Annotated in this window: 15 protein-coding genes and 1 tRNA gene; 7 read left to right on the top strand and 9 right to left on the bottom strand. The window is 72.2% G+C overall.

What is annotated here, in order from left to right:
* Together HC031_RS23730 and HC031_RS23725 are read right to left on the bottom strand one after the other, a co-directional pair.
* Positions 1-2412, bottom strand: a complete 2412-nt coding sequence (locus HC031_RS23730) for a VIT domain-containing protein (RefSeq protein WP_167927617.1) — start codon at positions 2410-2412, stop codon at positions 1-3.
* Between the two features lie 9 nt (positions 2413-2421).
* On the bottom strand, positions 2422-3102 hold the full coding sequence (locus tag HC031_RS23725) for a MerR family transcriptional regulator (protein WP_167927616.1): 681 nt from the start codon (positions 3100-3102) through the stop codon (positions 2422-2424).
* A 94-nt stretch (positions 3103-3196) separates the two neighbouring features.
* Here HC031_RS23725 and HC031_RS23720 point away from each other — a divergent pair, with 94 nt between their 5' ends.
* Entirely contained in the window at positions 3197-4267 is a 1071-nt protein-coding gene (locus HC031_RS23720; RefSeq protein WP_167927615.1) for a LolA family protein, read from the top strand.
* 9 nt (positions 4268-4276) lie between these two features.
* Here HC031_RS23720 and HC031_RS23715 read toward each other — a convergent pair whose 3' ends face one another.
* Positions 4277-5584 carry a sensor histidine kinase gene (locus tag HC031_RS23715; protein ID WP_205863160.1) on the bottom strand — a complete coding sequence of 436 codons (1308 nt, stop codon included), beginning with the start codon at positions 5582-5584 and terminating at the stop codon, positions 4277-4279.
* Between the two features lie 53 nt (positions 5585-5637).
* Positions 5638-6297 (bottom strand): response regulator, encoded by a 660-nt coding sequence (locus HC031_RS23710; protein ID WP_167927614.1) that lies wholly within the window; start codon positions 6295-6297, stop codon positions 5638-5640.
* Positions 6298-6482: 185 nt separating this feature from the next.
* On the opposite strand from HC031_RS23710, the gene HC031_RS23705 reads away from it, so the two are divergent.
* From HC031_RS23705 to HC031_RS23695, 3 genes are read left to right on the top strand one after another with little or no spacing between them, the layout of a single operon-like run.
* A complete protein-coding gene (locus HC031_RS23705) occupies positions 6483-8075 on the top strand; it encodes a LolA family protein (RefSeq protein ID WP_167927613.1) in 1593 nt (530 codons plus the stop codon).
* Positions 8072-9106: an ATP-binding cassette domain-containing protein gene (locus tag HC031_RS23700; RefSeq protein WP_167927612.1), complete on the top strand. Its 1035-nt coding sequence runs from the start codon at positions 8072-8074 to the stop codon at positions 9104-9106. The genes HC031_RS23705 and HC031_RS23700 overlap by 4 nt, the downstream gene beginning before the upstream one ends.
* The gene (locus HC031_RS23695; protein WP_167927611.1) at positions 9093-9944 is read left to right on the top strand and encodes an ABC transporter permease; all 852 of its coding nucleotides are present in this window, start codon (positions 9093-9095) and stop codon (positions 9942-9944) included. Before HC031_RS23700 ends, HC031_RS23695 begins: the two co-directional genes overlap by 14 nt.
* A gap of 36 nt (positions 9945-9980) precedes the next feature.
* On the opposite strand, the gene HC031_RS23690 is transcribed toward HC031_RS23695, so the two are convergent.
* Positions 9981-10859: an MHYT domain-containing protein gene (locus HC031_RS23690; protein ID WP_167927610.1), complete on the bottom strand. Its 879-nt coding sequence runs from the start codon at positions 10857-10859 to the stop codon at positions 9981-9983.
* Positions 10860-11323: 464 nt separating this feature from the next.
* Between HC031_RS23690 and HC031_RS23685 the strand changes: the two genes are divergently transcribed.
* Complete coding sequence (locus HC031_RS23685; protein ID WP_167927609.1) at positions 11324-11785, top strand: SRPBCC family protein; 462 nt, start codon at positions 11324-11326, stop codon at positions 11783-11785.
* 108 nt (positions 11786-11893) lie between these two features.
* Here HC031_RS23685 and HC031_RS23680 read toward each other — a convergent pair whose 3' ends face one another.
* The 3 genes from HC031_RS23680 to HC031_RS23670 all read right to left on the bottom strand — a co-directional run bounded on the left by HC031_RS23680 (position 11894) and on the right by HC031_RS23670 (position 15081).
* Positions 11894-13570 carry a CocE/NonD family hydrolase gene (locus HC031_RS23680; protein WP_167927608.1) on the bottom strand — a complete coding sequence of 559 codons (1677 nt, stop codon included), beginning with the start codon at positions 13568-13570 and terminating at the stop codon, positions 11894-11896.
* A 26-nt stretch (positions 13571-13596) separates the two neighbouring features.
* Entirely contained in the window at positions 13597-14406 is an 810-nt protein-coding gene (locus HC031_RS23675; RefSeq protein WP_167927607.1) for an SDR family oxidoreductase, read from the bottom strand.
* Positions 14407-14649: 243 nt separating this feature from the next.
* Positions 14650-15081, bottom strand: a complete 432-nt coding sequence (locus tag HC031_RS23670) for an SsgA family sporulation/cell division regulator (RefSeq protein ID WP_167927606.1) — start codon at positions 15079-15081, stop codon at positions 14650-14652.
* Between the two features lie 278 nt (positions 15082-15359).
* Here HC031_RS23670 and HC031_RS23665 point away from each other — a divergent pair, with 278 nt between their 5' ends.
* Complete coding sequence (locus HC031_RS23665) at positions 15360-15821, top strand: TIGR02611 family protein (protein ID WP_167927605.1); 462 nt, start codon at positions 15360-15362, stop codon at positions 15819-15821.
* Between the two features lie 144 nt (positions 15822-15965).
* Positions 15966-16040 (top strand) — tRNA-Val (locus HC031_RS23660).
* A 247-nt stretch (positions 16041-16287) separates the two neighbouring features.
* Here HC031_RS23660 and HC031_RS23655 read toward each other — a convergent pair.
* Positions 16288-16594: tyrosine-type recombinase/integrase (locus HC031_RS23655; RefSeq protein ID WP_338090801.1), on the bottom strand; the 307-nt coding region annotated here is incomplete at its 5' end.

Here is a 16594-nt window from a genome sequence, read left to right as displayed (position 1 = left end):
TCAGCGCTTCCAGAAGGCGCGCCGGCGGTCGGGCTGCGAGGCCGGGTCGACCTGATGGCCGGCGGCGAACTCGTCCAGTAGCCGCAGGGCTTCGGCCCACCGCGCCTCCAGGTCGCCGTCCGTCTCCAGCGTGGCGGCCAGCCGCCGCAGCGACGCGTACTCCGCTTCCGCCACCGACAGCGACGCCAGGTGCCCGATGAGCGCCGCGAGCCGGCTGGCCAGGTCGGCGAGCAGGTCGCTCCGCTCGTACGCGGGAAGGCCGGCGGATTCGCGCAGCCGCCGAGCCTCGACCGCGGCGATCTCGCGGACCGCCCGCAGTTCCGAGCGTGGGCCCGCATCGGCCGGCCCGGCGATCGGCGGGATCGGAGCAGCCGGAGGCAGCGGACCGGCCGGCGGCATCAGCGCGGCCGGCGGCGGTGGGGCCGACAGCATCGGGCCGGCCGCGGCCCTGAACCCCCGGGCGGGCCCGGGTGCGTGCATCGCCATCAATCGCATCGCACCCGCCGGCGCCGGGGCGGGCGTGGCCGGCAGGTCCCACCCGGACGGAGGCTCCACCGGCTGCACCACCCGGTGCGGCTGCCCGTCCTCGACCACCACGCGGGTGTCGACCGCCACGTACGCGGTGAACCGGCACAGCACACCGAAGCGCAGCGACGCCTCGACCGCCCGGCGTTCGAGGTCGGCGTCGCCGGAGCCGGCCACGTACCGGTCCTCCAGATCCCGCAGCCACGCGCGGGCCCACAGCGCGGTCACCGCCGGCTCCTCGCGCCGCTGCGCGGTCACCGTGGTCTGCCAGTCCCGACCGTCCCGGGCACGGCCGCAGACGGTGAGTGCCCCGGCGACCGGCCCGCGGTACCGGCCTGAGACCGTCAACGGCACCCCCGGGTACAGCGCGGGCAGCCGGGCCGGGGTACGGGCGTCGTCGACCGGCGTGAAGCCGTCGGCGGTGACGGTCAGATCGGTGACCAGCGGCGCGCCGATCCGGCGGTGGATGTGCTCCATCGCCTCGTCGAGGCGGTCCTCGCTCTCGACCAGTTCGCACCGCCCACCGCCGAGGGCGGCCAGGCGCCCCAGGAACCCGGCGTTGACGGCCCGGTCGATGCCGACGGCGTGGACGCGTACGCGCCCGAGGGACGCGGCCACCTCGTGCAGGATCTGGTCCTCGTTGCCGACCTGGCCGTCGGTGACGAGGACGAGCACGGCGTCGCGCGGCGACTCCGCCGCGACGTTCGTCAGCAGCGCCAGGCCGTCGCGCAGCGGCTCCAGCAGTTCGGTGCCGCCCCGCGCGTCCACCCGGGCGAGGTGTTCGACGGCGCGGAAGCGGTGCCGGTCGCCGGCCTCGACCAGGCCGGTCGGCAGGTCAGCGGGGCGCTGGACCTCGTGGTCGAAGGTGAGCACCGCGAAGCGGTCGCCGGGGGTGAGGGTGTCGACGATGCGGGCCGCGGCGCGCCGCGCGGCGACCATCTTCCAGCCGCCCATGCTGCCGGAGCGGTCCAGCAGGAGGACCACGTCGCGGCCGCGGGCCGGCCCGGAGGTGCGCGGCGGCAGCACCGTGAGGTGATACGTACCCTCGGTCGCGTCGGCGCCGTCCGGCACGCAGACCAGCGTCGCCGCGTCGCCCGCCGACCCGTACTCCAGTCGCAGCACGAAGTCGCGGTCGGCCCGCTCCCCCGGCCGGACGCTGATCCGCCGGCCTTCGGTCACCACGGCGTGCAGGCTGGAGCGCACCTCGCCCAGCGGCAGGCCGGCGGGGTCGATGTCGACGTCGAGCGACAACCGCAGCGGGTTGGGAAAGCCCGGCAGCAGCACCGGCGGGGTGATGCGCGACGCGTCGGGCACGGCGTCGGTGTCGACGGTGTGCCCGTCACCCACGCTCGGACCGGGCAGCGGCGAGCCCGGGATGTAGCGCGGCGCCACGACCAGGGGGAACCGGAACGTCGCGGCGCCGTCCTCGTACGGAAGCGGCGTGACCAGACGCAACGCGACGGTGACCCGCTCGCCCGGAAGGATGTTGCCGACCCGCATGGTGAACACGTCGGGCCGCTCCTCCTCGGCGATCGAGGCGCGCCGGCCGGCTGCGATGGCCCGGTCGTACTCGTCGCGCGCCGCGCCGCGCTCGCGCAGTTCGGCTTCGACGACCCGGCCGTCCGCGGTCATCGTCATGCCGGTGACGGCCGCCCGGTCGGGCAGCGGGAACACGTACGTCGCCTCGAGCGCGGTGTCGTGGGCGTTGACGAACTCCTGCGTGAGCTGGACGTGGCCGACCAGCCCGGTGAGCTGTGCCCGCACGTCGAGGCGGTCCAGCGGCAGGTTGCCGCGCTCGGTACGCAGGGCGCCGACGCCGGCTTCGTCGAGGGGCGCGGCGACCCGGGTCGCTTCGGCCGGGCTCATCGGGGTGACGGTGACGGTCATGGCGCGCTCCTATGGGTTGGTGAGGAGGCCTCGGTCGGCGAGTACGTCGAGCAGGGGTGCGGCGGCCGCGCGGATCGCGGCGAGTTCGTCGGGGCCGGGCTGGGCCGGCAGCAGGAGCAGGACGCCACCGGGCAGCCGCACGCCGGCGAACGTCGTGGTCGCGCCGTCGGCCGAGACGTCGGCCGATACGTCGGCCGGTGCCGCCTCACCCAACGGGGCGACCTCCGGTGCGGCGACGCCGGCCGGCGCGGCGGCGATCGGCGCGGCGACGCCAGGCGGGACGGCAGCGATCGGCGCGGCGACGGCAACGGGCGGCGCGGCCCAGAAGCGCGTCCGGGCCGGTGCCGGCTGCGGGGCCGCGCCCCCACCGGCGAGCAGGTCGTCAGAAACGCGCGCGATGCCGGCGAGGGTCCCATCGGTCGCGCCCGCGAGCTCGGCCTGGATCTGGGCCAGCGAGCGACCTTCGGCCTGCCGCCGCTTGACGGCTACGAGCTGGAGCAGATGCCGCGGCCCGTACAGCGCGGTCCTCCCCCGCATGCCGGTGGGCCGGTCGACCAGGCCGGTCGTCGCGTACCACCGGACGGCGCGCCGGTCGGGCAGGTCCCGGACCCGACCGTTGGGCGCGCCGGGGTACTCCGCCTCCGCCAGTGCGGCGCGGACCCGTTCCAGCAGCTCATCGAGCGTCCACACCCGTCAACCATGACACTGTCACAATGACACTGTCAACACGTCTCAGCGGCTTCTCAGCGACGCCCCGCACCATCAGGAGCAGGAGGTGCAGCCCATGTCGATCATCACGTCCCGGCCCGCGCTGCGCTGGGGAGCGCCGGTCGCCGTACTCGTGGCCGTCGTCGGGGGCGGTGCGGCAGCCCGCACCCTCACCGCGTCGGCCGATCCCAGCCTTCCCCCGCGTACGGTCGGGCAACTGCTGTCCGACCTGCGCAACGCCCGCCTCGACGGCGGCTCGGGCACGGTCGTGCAGCGCGCCGACCTCGGCCTGCCCGCCATCCCCGGCACGGACGGGCAGGGCAGCTCCAACCTTCAGGCGCTCGGCAGCGGGTCGCACACGCTGCGGGTCTGGTACGCCGGCCCGGACCACGCGCGGGTGGCGCTTCTCGGCACCCTCGGCGAGTCGGACGTCGTCCGCAGCGGCCGGGACGTCTGGGTGTGGGACAGCCAGCACAACGCCGCCTCGCACGCGGTCCTGCCCACCGACGAAAGCCCCGCCAGCCACCCGGAGGCCGCCCCCAGCCCGCTGGCCGGCACACCCCAGGAGGCCGCGCGGGCGGCCCTCGCGGCGATCGACCCGACCACGATCGTCACCGCCGGCAGCGCGACGCGGGTCGCCGGGCGGCCGGTGTACGAGCTGGTTCTCACCCCCCGTGACAGCGGATCGCTGGTCGGACGGGTGACTCTCGCCGTCGACGCCGAGCGGCACGTGCCGCTGCGCGTACGGGTGTATCCGGCCGGGTCGAACAGCGCGGCGTTCGAGACGGCGTTCACCCAGGTCAGCTTCGCCCGCCCGGACGACGCCCAGTTCCGCTTCGCGCCGCCGCCCGGCATCGTGGTCAAGGAGGAGGGCACGCGCGCGGACCCGGCCGCGACCACGCCCACGATGCCGCGGCCCACCGTCGCCGGGAAAGGCTGGACGAGCGTCCTGATCGGCAAGCTCCCGGCCGCGTCCGACGACCGGTCCGCCGCCGGCACTCCCCTGGACCGCCTCCCCCGCGTCAGTGGCGCCTGGGGCAGCGGACGGCTGCTCACCGGCCGCCTGTTCAGCGTGCTGTTCACCGACGACGGCCGGGTACTGGCCGGCGCGGTGCGCCCCGAACGGCTGTACGCGGCGGCCGGATGACGCGCACCCTCAGGGCGGCGGCGGGCCCGGCAGGATGTGCAGCCGTACCCGGGCCCGGATTCCGGGATGGGCGTCGGCAAGGGTGACGGTGCCGCCGTGGCGGTGCACCAGTTCCTGCACGATCGCGAGCCCCAGCCCCGCTCCCCCGGCGTCGCGGGCCCGGGCGTCGTCTAGGCGTGTGAACCGTTCGAAGACCCGCTCGCGGTCGGCGGGTGGGATGCCCGGGCCGTCGTCGATGACGGTGAACCCGTCCGGCACGACGGCCAGCGTCACCCGCGACGTGGCGTGGCGGACCGCGTTGTCGACCAGGTTGGTCACCACGTGCCGCAGGGCCTGCGGGTCGCCCGACGTCCACTGGGGCGGGCCGTCCGCCACGGTGACCGGCACCCGCGCGGCGCCGTAGCGCTCGGCCGTCTCCCGCAGCAGGGCGCCGAGCTCGACCGGCTCGGCGCGGACCAGGCCCGGGGCCTCGTCGGCGCGCGCCAGCAGCAGCAGGTCGTCGACGAGTCGGCTGAGCCGCTCCACGTCGGCGAGGAGGTCCTCGACGGCGGCCGGGTCGCCGATGCGCTGGGCGACCTCCAGCTCGGTACGCATGTTCGCGAGCGGGCTGCGCAGCTCGTGCGCGGCGTCGGCGACGAACGCCCGCTGCCGGGTACGGGAGCGGGCGAGCCGGTCGAGCATGTCGTTGAGGGTGACCGCGAGCCGGTGGATCTCGTCGCGCGAGTCGGGCACCGGCAACCTGTCGCTGCTGTCGCCCCCGGTGATGGTCTCGGCCCCGGCGCGCAGCTCCTCCACCGGGCGCAGCGCGGCGCCCACCACCCGCCAGGCGAACAGCGCCAGCACCGCGATCAGCAGCGGGTACGCGATGAGCAGCGCCGTGCGCACCACGTTCACGCTCTCGCGCATGCTCGCCACCGGCCGCGCCACCAGTACGGTCTGCGGGTCATCGGGCGGACCCGCCTTGACCGCCACGACCCGCAGCGGTCCGGCGACCCCGGCGCGGGAGCCGTCGACGGTGCGGGCCTCGCCGGCCCTCGCCGCGGCGAGCTCGTCGGGGCGCAGCAGCGGAACGAGGCGGTCGGCGCCGATCGACGCCGACCGCACCCGGTGTTTCGCGTCGACCACCTGCACGATCTGCCCGCCGGAAACTGGTACCGGCTGTGGCAACGCCCTGACGTTGACCAGTTCGGCGACCCCGTGGGCGGTGGCGAGCGCGTCGGAGTCGACCCCGCGCTGCAAGGCGTACTCGAGCGCGTAGATGAGCACGATCCCGCCGAGCGCGAACCCGACCGCGAGGCCGCCGGCCCCGATCATCAGCAGGCGGGACCGCAGGCTCAGCCGGTTCCACCAGCGCAGACGTACCCGGAGCTTCAAGCCTGACCCACCCGGTACCCGGCGCCCCGGACCGTCTCGACCACGTCCCTGCCGACCTTGCGGCGCAGGTATCCGATATAGACCTCCACGACATTGGGCGCGCTGTCGGCCCCGGCGTCCCAGACGTGGTCGAGCAGCTCCACCTTGGAGACCACCCGGCCGGCACGGCGCATCAGGTACTCCAGCAGCGCGTACTCGCGGGTGGTCAGGATGACCGGGGCGCCGCCGCGCTGGACCTGACGCGCGGCAGGGTCGAGCACGAGATCGCCGACGGCGAGCACCGTCGGGCGTTCGGGGGCGCCCCGGCGCAGCAGCGCGCGCAGCCGCGCCAGCAGCACGACGAACGAGAACGGCTTGGTCAGGTAGTCGTCGGCGCCGCAGTCGAGCCCATCGGCCTGGTCGTACTCGCCGTCCTTGGCCGACAGCATGAGCACCGGCAGCCAGTTGTGCTCGGCGCGCAGCACCCGGATCAGCTGGTAGCCCGACAGGCCGGGCAGCATGACGTCGAGGATCATCGCGTCGTACTCGCCGTGCCGGGCGAGTTCTAGCCCGTGGGGGCCGTCGAACGCGACGTCGACCGCGAAGCCCTCGGCGGCCAGGCCACGTTGCAGCGCACGGGCCATCCGCGCCTCGTCCTCGACGACCAGCACCCGCACTGTCTCAGGTTTTCATGAAGACCGTCCGCAATGAAGCACCACTCTCAGCTGACTCTCAGCTGACTCGCAGCGGGCGTCTCAGCGGGCGGCTCGGCGGGCTCTCAGCGGGCTCTCAGCAACGTGCGGGCGCTCTCAGCCACCTCTCAGCGAGTTCGAAGCAGCATGGGCCGTAGGAGGTGTAACAAATGCCGATCTTCACGTCTCGACCGGCGCTGCGCTGGGGGGTGCCGGTTGCCGTGTTCGTGGCGACGATCGCAGGCGGTGCACCCGCCGGTACCCTCGCCGCGTCGGCCGCTCCCAGCACACCGGCGCCGTCAGCGGCGCAGATCCTCACCGACGTGCAGAACGCCCGCAACCAACCTGTCTCCGGCACCCTCGTCGAACGGGCCGACCTCGGCATGCCCGCGATGCCGAACACCGGTGCCGGCAGCTCCAACCTGCACTCGCTGCTCTACGGGTCGCACACGCTGCGGGTCTGGTACGCCGGCCCCACCCGGCACCGGCTCGCGCTGCTCGGCACCCTGGGGGAGACCGACATCATCCGCAACGGCCGTGACATGTGGGTGTGGAACAGCCAGAAGAACACCGCCGTCCACTCCGTCGTCGGTGGCCAGGCGAGCCCGCCGGCGACTCCGAGTGGGCCGATGAGCCCCACCGAGACGCCGATGCCCGCGCCGAGCCCGACCGAAACCGCCACCATGAGCGGCGTCGCGGACGTCAAGACCCCGCACCCCAGCGGGACCGCCCACAAGTCCGCCAGCCCGCACGGCACGATGCAGACAAGCCCGGTCGCGGACGTCAAGACGCCACACCCGAGCAAGTCCGACCACAAATCCGCCAGCCCGCACGGCACGATGCAGACCAGCGCCGTCGCGGACGTCAAGACGCCACACCCGAGCAAGTCCGCCCACAAATCCGCCAGCCCGCACGGCACGATGCAGACAAGCCCGGTCGCGGACGTCAAGACGCCACACCCGAGCAAGTCCGACCACAAGTCCGCCAGCCCGCACGGCACGATGAAGACGAGCCCGGTCGCACTGATCCAGACTCCGGGCCCGACCGGAACTGAGGAGACCCTGAGCCCGACCGAGATGCCGACCGCGACGGAGATGCCGACCGCGACGGAGATGCCGACCGCCACCGAGACCGTGCCGATGTCGCCGAGCCCGACCGCCAGCGCGATGACGCCGCAGGAGATCTCCAACCGGATCCTCGCGAAGCTGCGGCCGTACACCACCATCACCACCCGCAGCGGGGTGAGGGTCGCCGGCCGAACGACGAACGAACTGGTCCTCGTTCCGCGCGACGCGAAGACCCTGGTCGCCCGGGTGACGATGGCGGTCGACGCGCGGCAGCACGTGCCGCTGCGTGTCCAGGTCTTCGCCCGCAACTACACCAGCCCGGCGTTCGAGACCGCGTTTACCCAGGTCAACTACGCCCAGCCGAACCCGGCACAGTTCCACTTCACGCCACCGCCGGGCGCGACCGTGAAGGAAGCCGTGCCGCAGCAACCGCCGCGCCAGCCGATGCAGCGCCCGACCGTGGTCGGCAAGGGCTGGAGCAGCATCGTCATCAAGAAGATTCCGCCGCAGGCCATGCAGTCGGCCAGCCCGAGCCCCGGCGCCATGTGGATCCAGCACCTGCCGAAGGTCCACGGCACCTGGGGTACCGGCCACCTGCTGAGCAGCAAGTTGGGCAACATGCTGTTCACCGATGACGGCCGGGTGCTCGCCGGTGCCGTGCCGGCGCAGTCGCTTTACCAGGCAGCGTCGGCGTGACCGCGGTATCGGAGAGCGGCGCGGCATCGGAGAGCGGCGCGGCATCGGAGAGCAGTCAACCCGCCGCGTCGCAGACCGCCCCAGGACCCGGCCACCCGGCCGGGTCCTGGGCCGTCGAGTCCACCCGGTTGACCAAGCGATTCCACCGCCAGGTCGCCGTCGACAGCGTCGACCTGGCGGTGCCGTGCGGCTCGATCTACGGCTTCCTCGGGCCGAACGGCTCGGGCAAGACGACCACCATCCGGTTACTGCTCGGGCTGATCCGGCCCACCGCGGGTACGCACCGGCTACTCGGCCAGCCGATGCCGGCCGCCGCGGCCCGGGTGCTCCCCCGCGTCGGCGCGCTCGTGGACGGGCCGGCGTTCCATCCGTACCTGTCCGGCCGGGCCAACCTGCTGCGGCTCGACGCCGGCGACCGGGCCGCGGATCCGCGCACCGCGCACAGGCGGGTGGACGAGGCGCTCGACCGGGTGGGGCTGCTGACGGCGGCGACCAAGCGGTACCGGGCGTACTCCCTGGGCATGCGGCAGCGGCTGGCCCTGGCGGCGACCCTGCTCGCCCCGCGCGAGCTGCTGATCCTCGACGAGCCGACCAACGGCCTGGACCCGCAGGGCACGCGCGAGGTACGCGCCCTCATCAAGCGGCTCGCCGCCGAGGGCGCGACGGTCCTGCTGTCGACGCATCTGCTGAGCGAGGTCGAGCAGCTGTGCACGCACGTCGGCGTGATGCACCTGGGCCGGCTCGTCGCGCAGGCGCCGCTGGCCGAACTGCGCGCCGGGGCGGTGCCGCGGGCCCACGTCGACACCGACCGACCCGCCGCCGCGGCCGAGGTGCTGCGGGGGCTCGGCCTGACGGACGTGCGTACGCACGACGCCGCCGCGACCGGGGTCCTTGGGTCGGTCGCGCCGGAAAAGGTCGTCGCCGAACTGGTGCACCGGGGCGTTGCGGTCCGCGGATTCACCGTGGCCGCGCCCGAACTGGAAGAGCTGTTCGTGTCACTGACCGGGGAGGGCTTCGATGTCAGCGGTTGACGCACCGGTGGCGGGTACGCGCCGGTGGAGCACCCGGCTGCTGCGCTCGGAGCTGTGGCTGATCTTCGGTCGCCGGCGTAACTGGGCGGGGCTGGCGGTGCTCGCGGCCGTACCCACCCTGATCGCCGTCGCGGTGAAGATCTCGCCACCCGGCGGCGGTGGGGGCGGTCCGAACTTCTTCGCCTCGATCACCAGCAACGGCCTGTTCGTCGCGCTCGCCGCGCTGACCGTCGAGCTACCACTGTTCCTGCCGCTGGCCGTCGCCGCGATCGCCGCCGACACGATCGCCGGCGAGGCGAATCTCGGCACGCTGCGATACCAGCTGACCGTTCCGGTCGGCCGGACCCGCATGCTCGGAGTCAAGTACGCCGCGATCGTCATCTTCGCGGTGGCCGCGACGCTCCTGGTCGCCGCCGTCGGCGCGGGGCTGGGCCTGGCGCTCTTCGGCGGCGGTCCGGTGACCCTGTTGTCGGGGCTCCAGGTGCCGTTCGCGTCAGGCCTGCTGCGGCTGCTCGGCGTCTGCGCCTACATCGCGTGCGGCCTCGCGGCGCTCGGCGCCGTCGGGCTGTTCGTCTCGACGCTGACCGAACAGCCGATCGGCGGCACCGTCGCGATCGTGATCGTCAATGTGGCGAGCTTCGTCCTCGACACGATCCCCCAACTCGGTTGGCTACACCCGTACCTGCTGACGCACCACTGGCTGGACTACGGCGACCTGCTGCGCGACCCCGTGGAGTGGTCGGGGATCAGGCAGGGCGCGCTGGTCGCCGCGGCGTACGCGTTGATCTTCTGCTCGGCGGCCTGGGCCCGCTTCACGACCCGTGACGTGTCGAGCTGACCCCGCCGAGCCTCCCCCTGGCCGCCGCCGGAGCCCCTACAACTGCCGGCCGACCCGGGGTCGCAGCGCCGCGGCGACCTGCGATCGGTCGGCGAAGCCGCCGTCGACCGGGACGACAGGCATTTCCACTGACCGCTCGTCGAACTCGACCGACGACCGCTCGCGGGGCTCGTCCACCGGCCGCTCGTTCTCCCGCCGTACCGACAGCCCGACTGTCGCGTAGGCGAGGGCGGTGATGACGACGCACGCCACGATGCTGATCGGCATGAGCAGTACGAAGGGCGCGACGCCCTCGATCGTGCCGTTCGGAGACGTGATCCTGACCCGGACCGCGGACATTCCGGTGTAGTGCATGCTGCAGACCGCAACGGCCATCAGCATCGCGGCCGCGACGGTGGCGGCAGCGCCGCGGATGACCTGAGCGAACCACAGGGCGACCGTCGCGGCCACCACGGCGATCGCCACCGACAATGCCACCCTGGTCGGCTCGAACGACATCACGCCGCCCATCCGGATGGCGGCCATACCGGTGTAGTGCATCGCCGCGACCCCGATTCCGGTGATCGGACCTCCGATGAGCAGCTTCCACGCCGACGGTTGCCCGGTGCCGACGATGAGCAGCCCGATCCCGACGATCGCGATGGCCAGCACCACGCTCGCGACCGTTATCGGCACGTCGTATCGCACCACTGTGGACGGCACGTCGAAACCGACCATCGCCATGAAGTGCATGAGCCAGATGCCGGTACCGCCGATCGCGACAGCCGCCAACGCCAGCCACCGGATCCGCTGCGCCCCGGTGACATCCCGCGCCCGTGCGGCGAAGACGAGGCCGAGCAGCGACCCGAGAAACGACATGACGTACGCGAGAGTCGGATTGATCCATCCGAACGCGAAATGATGAACCTCCGCCACGACAGCCCCTTTCACACCGGCGACCACGACGACGTGGGCACGGCGCTCGACGATGACCTATACGGTTTGGGACGTACGAAATTTGGCCGTGCTCAGCCGTTCGACCGGTGGACCGGCAGTGCGGAAATTGCATCGTCTTTTATCGACGCAGGCTCATATGAAGATGCCGTATTCCGCGAATGGGACCACCCTCACCCTGGAACGTCTGACGATCTCCGCGCTGCTGGCCGCCCCGGGTCGGCCCTCAGAGCGCCCCCGCGGTCGGCCCTGAGCCACCGTTGTGCGGTGGCATCGAGCGGGGCGTACGAAAAGTCATCCCGGTCCTCTTCGACAAGGGCCGAGCGCACTGCCCACGGCAGACTAGGCGCGCCCACCGCCGCGGACAAGGGCGTCGATTGACGACGTTTGCACTTACGTGAAGCGGGTAGCGAAACAGGGAGACGAGACGCGTGAGAGGAGTAGGCATGAGTACGGTCGTCGAATCCGTCGACGTCGCGGTACCGGTACGTACCGCCTACAACCAGTGGACGATGTTCGAGCAGTTCCCGCAGTTCATGGAAGGCGTGACGGAGGTACGCCAACTGGACGACACCCACCTGCACTGGGTGGTTGACGTCGCGGGCGTCCACCGGGAGTTCGACGCGGAGGTCACCGAGCAGCACCCCGACGAGCGGGTCGCGTGGACCTCGACCGACGGACCGCGCCACGCCGGCGTGGTCACCTTCCATCGCCTCGACGACAACCACACCCGAGTCACCGCGCAGATGGAGCTCGACCCCGACGGCTTCGTCGAGCAGGTCGGCGCCAAAACCGGCATGCTCGACATGCGCGTCAAGGGTGACATGAAGCGGTTCCGGGAATTCATCGAATCCCGCGGACAGGAGACAGGCGCCTGGCGGGGTGACGTCGACCGCCCCATGCCGTAACGGCAGCGGGTACGACCGCGGGCCGCGCCGGAGCCTTCCGGCGCGGCCCTTTCGTCGGTCAGCCTTGTCGCGCCCCACGTGGCCGCGGTCAGCCTCACGTGGCCTCGGTCAGCCTTGTCCGTCTTCGGTCAGCCGCAGCGCTGACGGGTACCGGGGGTCGCCGAACACCTCGACGTCCACCGGCAGCAGCCGGGTGGCCGTGGCGAGCGGCTCACCGGTACACGTGTTTCGGGCGAACCTGGGGTGCGCTCCCCCGCTGACCTGGACCCGGATGCGATGACCGGGCCGGAACAGGTGGGCCGTGGGCCACAGGTCGACGCGGACGGCCCGTACTCCGGAGGCGTCGGCCGGAAACCGGCCGGGCGACACCCGGACCAGCCCGTCGCAGAGGTTCCATGAGCGGCCGCTCGTCGTGACGTCGCAGAGCCGCACGAAGATATCGAAATGGTCTCCGCTGGCCCGCGCGTAGATCGTGGCCGACACCGGCCCGAGCGCCGTCACCGGCTGCCGCAGCGGCGCCGTCGTGAACGTCAGCACGTCCGGCCGCGCCTCCAGGTCGCGGTTGTCCAGGCTGCCCGCGCCGCCCGCCAACAACCGCGGCCCGCCGACAGACGGCGTCGGATCGGCCGGGTCGTAGCGGAACCGGGTCGGCGCCGCACCAAGCTGCGGGGGATGCCCCGCCAACTCGCCGCCGGGCGACAGGAACCAGTCCCGGGCACGGGCGTCGTCGGGCGGCCAGTCCTCGAACTCCCGCCACACGCGGGCGCCGCCCACGTACACCCGGACCGGCGCCCGGCGCGGTCGCACCTTACCGTCGCCGGTGTACGCTCCGCCCGTGTACTGATGAAGCGCGTCTCCCGTGTGTTGGTGGAACCAACCGACCGACTCCACGAGCGACTGGCGCAGGAGCCCGAAGCTGCCGTGCGTCCACGGCCCGATCGTCAGCCTGGGCCGGGCGCCGGCGGCACGCAGCGCGGCGTAGTCGTCAAGCTGCCAGGGCAGGAAAATGTCGTGCCAGCCGCCGACCATGAGCACCGGCGCGGTGACCGCGGCCCGGCGGGAGGCGTGGCCGCGCTGATCCCAGTAGTCCGCGCCCGGCTGCGCCAACCAGTCCCGCAGGAAGGCGATCTCCTCACCGGTCGCGACCACATCCGCCTCGCGTAACGGCAGGTGGGCCAGGCCACGTCGCAGCTTCGGCTGGCCCCGGCCGGCCTCCACGAGGTTCGCCAGCCGGGAGCCGCGCTGTGCGCTCAGCAGCGCCGCCCACGTGAGCACGACGTCGAGGGAGAAGGCCCCGCCCGCGTACGTGGAGTCGCGGAAGTCCGCGGCTGTCGCGATCGTCGCCATGGCCTTGAGATCCGGCCCGGCTTCCGCGGCGAGGGCCCACTGGACGAAGCCGGCGTAGCTCGGCCCGTACGTGCACAGTTCGCCGGAGTACCACGGCTGCCCGCGCAGCCAGCCGACGGTGTCGAGCCCGTCCTCGCGCTCGTGACGCATCGGCTCGAACACCCCGCCCGAGTCGTAGGTCCCCCGGCACGACTGCAGTACGACGTGGAACCCTTGCGCCGCAATACTTGTGGCCAGGACACGCAGCACGAACCCGCGCCCGTACGGGGTGCGCATCAGCACCGTCGGCCCGGGGCGCGGCCACGGCGCGAAGTGGTCGGCCTTCAGCGCCACCCCGTCGCGCATCGGGACGGTGAGCCCGCGGTGGCCGCGTACCCGCCTGGTGCGCGGCCGCGGCAGGCCGAACACCCGGCCGGCGATGCGGATGAGCGTGCTCATCGACGCTGCTCGTCTTAGTTGCGGTGTCAGCCGTTACGCCAGTCGTCGCCGGTGAGGTGTGAGCCGGCCTGCGGCCCCATCAGGAGCATGCCGCCGTCGACGACGTAGGAGGATCCGGTGACGTACGCCGCGGCAGGGCTGGCGAGCATCGCCACCACCGCCGCGACCTCGTTGGCGTCGCCGGGGCGACCGACCGGCACGCCGGGTCGGCGGACCGTCCGCGGATCCACGTCCTCGTTGCCGGTCATCGGCGTGGCGATCTCGCCCGGCGCCACCGCGTTGACCGTGATGCCGTCGCCCGCGAGCTCCTGCGCCATGACCTTGGTCAGCAGTCCCAGGCCACCCTTGGCGGCGCAGTACGCACCCGACCCGACCCGCGGCGCGTGCTCGTGCACGCTGGTGATGTTGATGATGCGCCCGCCCCGGCCGGCGGCTAGCATGCGGCGGGCGGCCCGCTGTGCGCACAGGAACGGTCCGTCCAGGTCGACGGCCAGCACGTGCCGCCAGTCCTCGTACGTCGTGTCGACCGCCTTCGCGCTGATGCCCGTACCGGCGCAGTTGACCTGTACGCCGAGGCCGCCGAGCGCGTCCGCCAGCTCATCCACCACACCTGCCGCGTCCGGCAACCGGTTGAGGTCGAGGTGACGGACCTCGCACTTGCGGCCGGCCGCCCGGACCTTCTCCGCCGTGCCGCGGGCACCGGATTCGTCCGAGTGCCAGGTCACACCGACCTCGAAGCCTTCGTTGGCCAGGGCCACCGCGATGGCCTCGCCGATGCCGGAGTCGGAGCCGGTGACCACCGCTACCCGGTCATAACCGTCGAATCGCTGAGGCATGTCCGGGATTTACCCGGCCGGGGCCGCCACACACGTAGGGCGCCGGACCTGTGGGTCCGACGCCCTACGTGTTACCCGTGCGAGGTGTCGCGTCAGCCCGGCACGGTAGTCGAGGTCCGGCGTGGTCGCCGGGCCTCGGGGTCGAAGGTCCGGCGAGCTCGCCGGACCTGGTGGGTCAGATGTCGGCGCGGGTCAGACGCCAGCGCGGGTCAGACGCCGGCGCGGGTCAGACGCCGGCGCGGGTCAGATGTCGGCCAGCAGTCGGTTGACGGCCGCGTCAACGTCGAGGTGCTCGCTTTCTCGCCCCCGCGGGACCGCGATGTAGGTACGGCGCAGGAACCGAACGAGAACGCTACGGGGCACCTCGAACAGGGCGTTTCCGTCGGGCGACGAGAGCGCGAGCGCGACGAAGTCCCCGCGACTGCTGGCCCAGGGCCAGACCCGGACGTCGCCGATGCCGGCCGGCTCGTCGAGGCCGGTCACGAGCAGGTCGCGGGCGAACGACCAGCCGACCGGGTCGCCCCCCACGGACTCGGTGTGGAACAGTACGTGAACCGCGTACGGGTCTTCCGGGTCAAAGCGGAGGCTGGCGCGTACCGGCAGCCCGGTCGCGTCCGGTGTAACCAGCCGCAATGACGTCTCGACTTCGACGGTCGTCGGTCGAATGGCACTCATCTCGTACTCCCCCCGGCACCACTGCGGGCGATCTTGCCCCCGCCGCTCCCATGGTCAGCCGTTAGCCCGCTATTACAATTCGTCATCCGCTGATCTCACCCAGTAGTGGGATTTGGCAGACCTGTTTAAGCCCTGAAATGAATGGAAAGCAGTTATGTCCGATTCGATTCAGGTTGTCCAGGTCCGCTCGGCGCCGGGATCGTTCAGACGTTGACCTGCTTGTGGTAACGCTTAGTGGAGCCGTCGGTGACGGGTACGTTCGGACAGGGAGTACAGAAATGGAGGGGTCCGATTCCGACGAACGGCCAGGGTCCCGTACACCTCCTATCAAAGGGCCCCTAGCCGCACGGATCGCCCCTATCCGCTCGTGGTTCCACTCCAGGCCCGGCGGGCCGGCCCTGTTCAGAGCACTGATCGCGGTCACCGGCGTCGTCCTGGTCGCCGTCGGCCTGCTGCTCGTGCCGCTCCCCGGGCCAGGCTGGTTGATCGTGCTCGCCGGCATCACCGTGTGGGCGATCGAGTTCGCGTGGGCCAGGCATCTGCTGCGCTTCACGACCGGCCAGTTGCGCCGCTGGAACGACTGGCAACGCGACCAGCACTGGCTCGTACGGGTGGCCGTCCTGTTGTCGCTCGCAGCCCTCACCCTCGCGGCGCTGTGGTTGTCGGTCAAGCACGGGCTGCGCGTCATGTCGATCAAGGGAACGTTCAGCGGGCGGGTCGGCGTTGGGCCGGTCGAGTAACCAGGCAGCCGGGTCGACTGCTCCGGAAGCCGGATCGGCCGCCCCGGAAGCCAGGGCAACCGGTCCGGAACCGGTCCCCGCGACACGCGAGTACCCCCGGGAATGCGGACAGCCGGAGGGATCAGGTACAGTCGTACCTCGCCCGGGCGATTAGCTCAGCGGGAGAGCGCTTCGTTCACACCGAAGAGGTCACTGGTTCGATCCCAGTATCGCCCACCAGCATTTATGCAGGTCAAACGCCCGTTACCGGAGGCCCGGTAACGGGCGTTTCCCGTTGTGCTCATTACGTTGGGAGCAAACCGGGAGCACATGATCGACTGGGGGCTCGCTTGTAGAGAGCTGCGGCGGATAGCGGCGATCGATCCCCGGACGGCGGTGCGCGCTACGGCGGTCACGCCGCTGCCTGCTCCCCCGCCCCGTCGCTGCCGCTATCCTCGGCGGCCGGCGCCGACGGCTGGATCGATTCTTACCGGCGTTGCAGCGCGTCGACGAGGTGTTGACGCATGGCGGGCGTGACGTGGCTGTAGATGCCCCGCACGCCGCCGAGGCGGTGGCCCAGCCGCCGGGCCTGGGCGATCTCGGGGATGCCGTCCTCGATCAGCCAGGTCTTGTGCGTATGCCGGAGATCGTGAAAATGTATAACGGCCAGGATCGGCGGCACGCCCCCGGCGGGGTCGCCGGCGACGGCCGGGGTCCAGGCACGGCGGTTGAAGTTGGAGCGGCGCTGGAAACCACCCCGGGCGCCGGGGAACACCATCGGGTGATCCTGGTCG

This window comes from Planosporangium thailandense, from assembly GCF_011947195.1.
GTDB lineage: Bacteria > Actinomycetota > Actinomycetes > Mycobacteriales > Micromonosporaceae > Planosporangium > Planosporangium thailandense.
The sequence above is the reverse complement of the archived record's forward strand: the minus strand, read 5'-3'. Positions and strand labels throughout refer to the sequence as shown.

Bases quoted from the DNA above. Each gene is read 5' to 3' on its own strand.
- HC031_RS23730 (WP_167927617.1), bottom strand. From the start codon at position 2,412: ATGACCGTCACCGTCACCCCGATGAGCCCGGCCGAAGCGACCCGGGTC.
- HC031_RS23680 (WP_167927608.1), bottom strand. From the start codon at position 13,570: ATGAGCACGCTCATCCGCATCGCCGGCCGGGTGTTCGGCCTGCCGCGG.
- HC031_RS23720 (WP_167927615.1), top strand. From the start codon at position 3,197: ATGTCGATCATCACGTCCCGGCCCGCGCTGCGCTGGGGAGCGCCGGTC.
- HC031_RS23685 (WP_167927609.1), top strand. From the start codon at position 11,324: ATGAGTACGGTCGTCGAATCCGTCGACGTCGCGGTACCGGTACGTACC.
- HC031_RS23695 (WP_167927611.1), top strand. From the start codon at position 9,093: ATGTCAGCGGTTGACGCACCGGTGGCGGGTACGCGCCGGTGGAGCACC.
- HC031_RS23665 (WP_167927605.1), top strand. From the start codon at position 15,360: ATGGAGGGGTCCGATTCCGACGAACGGCCAGGGTCCCGTACACCTCCT.
- HC031_RS23675 (WP_167927607.1), bottom strand. From the start codon at position 14,406: ATGCCTCAGCGATTCGACGGTTATGACCGGGTAGCGGTGGTCACCGGC.
- HC031_RS23705 (WP_167927613.1), top strand. From the start codon at position 6,483: ATGCCGATCTTCACGTCTCGACCGGCGCTGCGCTGGGGGGTGCCGGTT.
- HC031_RS23670 (WP_167927606.1), bottom strand. From the start codon at position 15,081: ATGAGTGCCATTCGACCGACGACCGTCGAAGTCGAGACGTCATTGCGG.